This is a genomic window from Ideonella azotifigens (genome assembly GCF_006519715.1).
Classification (GTDB): Bacteria; Pseudomonadota; Gammaproteobacteria; order Burkholderiales; family Burkholderiaceae_C; genus Ideonella; species Ideonella azotifigens.
Window position 1 is genome coordinate 1 of record NZ_VIDT01001217.1, and the last position, 293, is coordinate 293.

Here is a 293-nt window from a genome sequence, read left to right on the forward strand (position 1 = left end):
CCCATGCCAATGGTCTGGCCGTCCACCCGCGTGACTTGCGTGATCACGCCGGTGGCGTCGTACTTGAACTTGACCAGGTGGCCGAGCTGGTCCTGCACGGTCAAGAGATAACCGGCGGCCGGGGCGTCATCACTCGCGCCCGTGCTGTAGCCGTAGGTGAGCACCGTGCCATCGGTCCGCTTCTCGCTGTTGAGCCGGCCGGTGCTGTCGTAGGTCTCTTCGGCCCGGGTCTGCGCGTCCACGTAGCGCCAACCGCCGCTGATGGCCACCAGGGTGTCGCGCACGCCAGCGTC

General features: G+C 67.6%; 1 pseudogene. It reads right to left on the reverse strand.

Features of this window, described 5'->3' with window-relative positions:
• A pseudogene (locus tag FKP22_RS33345) lies at nucleotides 1–293 on the reverse strand (hypothetical protein); the annotation flags it as partial.